Genomic DNA, 4,769 nt, shown 5'->3' with positions numbered 1-4,769 from the left:
GGGCGGGTTGGGGTTTCTGGGGGAATCCGGGCTGGTCGAGGGGGTTTTGACGGAGTTGGGATTGGATCTGACGGCTTTCCTTAACCTGCTGGTACCAGGCTTGGATCTCTGGGGGAATGCGCCCATCGGCGTAGAGGTCGCCCACAGCGATGAGGTCGGCGAGGCGTTTGGAGCGGGAACGTTCGACGGTTCGCAGCGCCAGGGAGAGGTCGCCTTGGTTAACGGCGGCTTGGATTAGGTTTTCATAAACGCCGATGGACTCGCGGACAATCTCTTGGCGAAGGGCTTCACTGGTTGCCCAGGCGCGGCTTTGTTCAACGGCTTCCACGGCGACGCTGTAGCCTTCGATGGCAATGTCCCACCAACCCTGCTGGAAACCGAGATTGCCTAAGTTGCGCCCAGTTCTCAGGGTGTCAGCAGGTAAGAGAGTGGGGTTGAGAAAGGAAAGTGCTTCTCGATAATTGGCGATCGCCCGTTCTAGATTGGCTACCGGCTCTTTCCCCAGTTCGGCTTGGGTGAGGTAGGCATCGCCCAGATTAGTGAGGGTTTGGGCTAAATCCCTTTCTAATCCCGGTTGGCGGCGGATGGTGGTGGCTTCGGTGTGGTTGGCGATCGCCCGTTCTAGGTTAGCTATCGGCTCTTGACCCAGTTCGGCTTGGGTGCGGTAGGCTACGCCCAGATTATTGAGGGTTCTGGCTAAATCCCTTTCTAATACCAGTTGGCGGTAGATGGTGGTGGTTTCGGTGTAGGCGGCGATCGCCCGTTCTAGATTAGCTACCGGCTCTTTCCCCAGTTGAGCTTGGGTAACGTAGGCATTGCCCATACCATTGAGTGTTGCGGCTAAATCCCTTTCTAATCCCGGTTGGCGGCGGATGGTGGTGGCTTCGGTGTAGGCGGCGATCGCCCGTTCTAGGTTGGCTACCGGCTCTTGACCCAGTTCGGCTTGGGTGCGGTAGGCTATGCCCATACCATCGAGTGTTGTGGCTAACTCCCTTTCTAATCCCGGTTGGCGGAAGATGGTGGCGGCTTCGGTGTAGGCGGAGATCGCCCGTTGTAGGTTGGCTACCGGCTCTTTCCCTAGTAGGGCTTGAATCCAGTAGGCACAGCCCAGATTAGTGAGGGCTTGGGCTAAATCCCTCTCTAATCCCGGTTGGCGGCAGATGGTGGCGGCTTCGGTGAGGGCGGCGATCGCCCGTTCTAGGTTAGCTACCGGCTCTTTCCCCAGTTCGGCTTGGGTGCGGTAGGCTACGCCCAGATTATTGAGGGCTTGGGCTAAATCCCTTTCTAATCCGGGTTGGCGGCGGATGGTGGCGGCTTCGGTGAGGGCGGCGATCGCCCGTTCTAGGTTAGCTACCGGCTCTTGACCCTGTTGGGCTTGGGTAATGTAGGCAGCGCCCAGATTAGTGAGGGTTTGGGCTAAATTCCTTTCTAATCCCAGTTGGCGTTCCGTTTGGGCGCAAAATTCGTATCCATAGACGGCAATGGCTAGGTTAATGCGTGGATTACCTTTAGGAAATTCATGAAAAGCATAAGCAAGACGATAGAGGAGTGCCGCTACTTGGTAGGCTTCCTCTGGACTGGCTTGTTCCTTGGTATAATTTCCCCAAGCACGGAGGAGGTTAACTAAGTTTTCATCTAAGAGATGGAGGTTATTGTCAAGCAGGGGATAAATTGCTTGGCGGTTTCCGTCACTTTCTACGATAGTTTGCAGTAGGGTTTGTAAAAAACTGCCGTAGGGGTTTTGGTTGTCTCTGGGCGGGTCTAAAATTTGCTCTAACCGTTGCGCCAGATTCAGCAACCATCTCCCGTTATTGCTGTCTCCTTGCTGTTCTAAGAAGCCTGCATACTGCTTCATCACAGCGACTAAGCCTGCATCAAATAATTCCGCGTTAGCTTGTAATAGCGCTGGTTCCTGACCATTTTCGCACTGGAGGAGCGCTTGGATTAGGGCTAAGTAAGCTTCTATTCTTGCTTCGTTCATGATTGGTTTTAGTAGTAGTGGTTCTAATTAAATTGAAGATAGATTTTGGGTTCGATCCCCCCTTAGTCCCCCCTTGATAAGGGGGGTGTTGATCCCCCCTTAGTCCCCCCTTGATAAGGGGGGTGTTGATCCCCCCTTAGTCCCCCCTTGATAAGGGGGGTGTTGATCCCCCCTTAGTCCCCCCTTGATAAGGGGGGCATCTGATAATTTTTAACGCCTACCTACTTATAATGAAGTTAAATTAATGATAGATGTGGTGCGTTACGACGGATTGTTAGATTTAAGTTTAAGCAGAGATTATCGCCGTCTAACGCACCCTACATTTTACCATTCTACATTTTTTAATCTGATCAAATTTGACTGATTTTCTCATCATCAATCAACCAATTCTCTAACTTTAAACCAGGAACACGCTCAAATTCACGAATATTTGCGGTAACAAGAGTCAAATCAAGCGCTAGAGAATGAGCAGCAATCAGTAAATCATTTGGACCGATTGGGGTTCCTGCTTGCTCCAAATGTTTACGAATTAGGGCATAGTGCTTATCTACAGTTGATTCTAATGGCAAAACTGTCAAGAACTCAAGGATGCGTTCTAGTTGCTGTACCAGACGGTAGGAACCACTTTTAACCACGCCAAATCTTAATTCACACGCCACAATGATGCTCGTACAAACGCTTTCTTCGCCCACATCTACAATATGCCGGAAAACCTGACCTTGAGGATACTTGATCAAATTTGACAGAATGTTAGTATCAAGAAGATATTGATAGGTCATTGGGTGGTACTAAAATGTGATGTCATCAAGGGAAAGCAACCCTTCATCTATATCAGGAAAATTGTCTGTAATGTCTGGCAAAGTAGTCAGCAAAGAAATTAGAGAACCAGAAGAAATCGGCTCAATGATTAAGCGATGACCTTCTTTGCGTAACAAAACCTCTGTGCTTGATAGGGCAAGTTCAGGAGGAATAGTTAAGACTTGCTCTTGTCCACTTGTTAGTAAAGAAACCTGACGTAAGTTTTGCATCTGTTGACCTCTTTGTTAATGATCACCTTACTATAATAGACGCTTCTAAGACAGAATATTCAGTATCTAAAACTTCTACTCCAAAGGTTTCAATATGAAAACGGAGTGCTGATTTCGCATCTTCTAGCGCTTCTTGATATGATTCGCCTTCGCCAATGACAACTCCTTCAATACCTAAAGGATAAGCAATATAGCCATCTGGGTGTTTTTCGACAATTATTTTAATGCTTTTCATAATTATTTTTTAAATACATTTTCCCAATTCATCAAGCAAATCCATCGCCACCTCTAGCCAGTCCACCGCACCCTCTGAAGACGGCTCAGGCGTTGCTTCCCTTACCCCTTCCGGACGCGAGACTAAGGGTTTAAAATTCTCATGATTCTCGCTGGCCTTCTCTTCTAAAAACTCCTTTAATAGCGTCGGACGCTCATAGTCCTGCCGATAGTCCCAGACCCAGTTTAACACCGTGATTACCTCCGATCGCTGTTCCACTGACCAGCCTTGTTTATCGATATACTGCGCCATGATTTGCTGACAGTTTTCCCACCGACGGTAAGCTTCCCACAGCGCCGATATAGGTTTCCTCATGGACAAAGACACCGCACCGCCTTCTGGGAAATCCTGACGCAGATCCGAACTCAACAGAACCCCAGTTAACCAAGCTCCTCCTTCCCCTAACTCGACTAAAATATAGGCCAATGTTGCTGGATTTAAGTCAATTTCGACCCTAACTTGGCTTAAATCCAACGGTTCTCCACCAGAGTCTTGAGGAATCAATATAGCTTCCAGTTTACCTAGCTTGGGTAGTACCACTTGAGCATTATCAGCCGCCGCAGCATCTACCTCTATCCCATGCTCTTCTAGATAATCTGTCAGCACCACCGCCGCTAAGGTGTTCTGGCGAAATTCCCCAAAGCTGGGATAGGGAACCCAAACAGAGTCGGCTAAATCTGTTTTAGGGTCTAAACCCGCAAGTTTAGCTAACTCAACCAGATCATCTGTATCTGCATTAGCAAGACGCAGGTACAGTTCTTCAACTTCTCGAATAAAATCTGCATCACTCATAACGTAATACCTGACGACTTAGATAGGGTTGGGTTTTATGCTTTAAAAATAACTTAGCTACTGCTAACTCAAATACGTTTAATTTGTGTCCAGAAATATCATCTTTAAATAAATTTTCTAAACCCGTAATCACAACCTGACGCATTTCAGGAGTAAATGTCGCTTCAACGCTCCAGGGAACACCCGCAATTAACATTTTACCAAGGGAATCCGCTAATTCCCCAATCAAAACAGGCTCACCTGTCCTATTCTCGAACACCCACACAGGCTGATTATCTGCTCCCTTGTGACTAATTTGCGCTATTTTAAGCTGAAACTTATCCCCCTGGGACTCTTTCCGACGCTGTTCTCTAACTCCCTTTAAGCTTGCTTTCGATAAATCAGGAGTTACAGTTCCTTCTAGTTGAGACTTGCTTTCCTGTTCTCCTCCTAATTGACGTTCAATCTCTAATTCCCTTGCTAAAATCTTTTTCAACGCCTCATTTCTCAACTCAGAAGGCATTTGGCCAGCAATTCTCATTTTGAAAAAAATTCAGATAAAATTCTCTTATTTAAATAGAGAACTTGTGTAGAAGCATTATTTTTTGACAGATAATTATCATCCAACGCTGGAGATAGACAGGTTTTAAGAACTTTGTCCATGAAAAATCGATTTCAACTCATAAATCTGGATGAAATTCTAACAAAATTTTTA

At 47.1% G+C, this 4,769-nt stretch carries 5 protein-coding genes and 1 pseudogene; all 6 read right to left on the bottom strand.

Annotated elements, in window-relative coordinates:
• Positions 1 to 1,981, bottom strand: a pseudogene (locus IQ224_RS24410) (soluble NSF attachment family protein); the annotation flags it as partial.
• 350 nt (positions 1,982 to 2,331) lie between these two features.
• Positions 2,332 to 2,760 carry a type II toxin-antitoxin system VapC family toxin gene (locus IQ224_RS21670; protein ID WP_110580495.1) on the bottom strand — a complete coding sequence of 143 codons (429 nt, stop codon included), beginning with the start codon at positions 2,758 to 2,760 and terminating at the stop codon, positions 2,332 to 2,334.
• A gap of 9 nt (positions 2,761 to 2,769) precedes the next feature.
• Positions 2,770 to 3,009 (bottom strand): antitoxin, encoded by a 240-nt coding sequence (locus IQ224_RS21665; protein WP_149989826.1) that lies wholly within the window; start codon positions 3,007 to 3,009, stop codon positions 2,770 to 2,772.
• Between the two features lie 22 nt (positions 3,010 to 3,031).
• Entirely contained in the window at positions 3,032 to 3,244 is a 213-nt protein-coding gene (locus tag IQ224_RS21660; RefSeq protein WP_002793068.1) for a type II toxin-antitoxin system HicB family antitoxin, read from the bottom strand.
• 9 nt (positions 3,245 to 3,253) lie between these two features.
• Positions 3,254 to 4,075, bottom strand: a complete 822-nt coding sequence (locus tag IQ224_RS21655; RefSeq protein ID WP_194033482.1) for a hypothetical protein — start codon at positions 4,073 to 4,075, stop codon at positions 3,254 to 3,256.
• On the bottom strand, positions 4,068 to 4,595 hold the full coding sequence (locus IQ224_RS21650; RefSeq protein WP_228036346.1) for a hypothetical protein: 528 nt from the start codon (positions 4,593 to 4,595) through the stop codon (positions 4,068 to 4,070). Before IQ224_RS21650 ends, IQ224_RS21655 begins: the two co-directional genes overlap by 8 nt.
• Positions 4,596 to 4,769 lie beyond the last annotated feature (174 nt).

The organism is Microcystis sp. LEGE 00066 (assembly GCF_015207925.1).
GTDB lineage: Bacteria > Cyanobacteriota > Cyanobacteriia > Cyanobacteriales > Microcystaceae > Microcystis > Microcystis ichthyoblabe_A.
This window is presented reverse-complemented; position numbering and strand designations above follow the sequence as displayed.

What these genes read in the sequence shown, in the direction of transcription:
- IQ224_RS21670 (WP_110580495.1), bottom strand. Translation starts at nt 2,760, where the DNA reads ATGACCTATCAATATCTTCTTGATACTAACATTCTGTCAAATTTGATC.
- IQ224_RS21665 (WP_149989826.1), bottom strand. Translation starts at nt 3,009, where the DNA reads ATGCAAAACTTACGTCAGGTTTCTTTACTAACAAGTGGACAAGAGCAA.
- IQ224_RS21660 (WP_002793068.1), bottom strand. Translation starts at nt 3,244, where the DNA reads ATGAAAAGCATTAAAATAATTGTCGAAAAACACCCAGATGGCTATATT.
- IQ224_RS21655 (WP_194033482.1), bottom strand. Translation starts at nt 4,075, where the DNA reads ATGAGTGATGCAGATTTTATTCGAGAAGTTGAAGAACTGTACCTGCGT.
- IQ224_RS21650 (WP_228036346.1), bottom strand. Translation starts at nt 4,595, where the DNA reads ATGAGAATTGCTGGCCAAATGCCTTCTGAGTTGAGAAATGAGGCGTTG.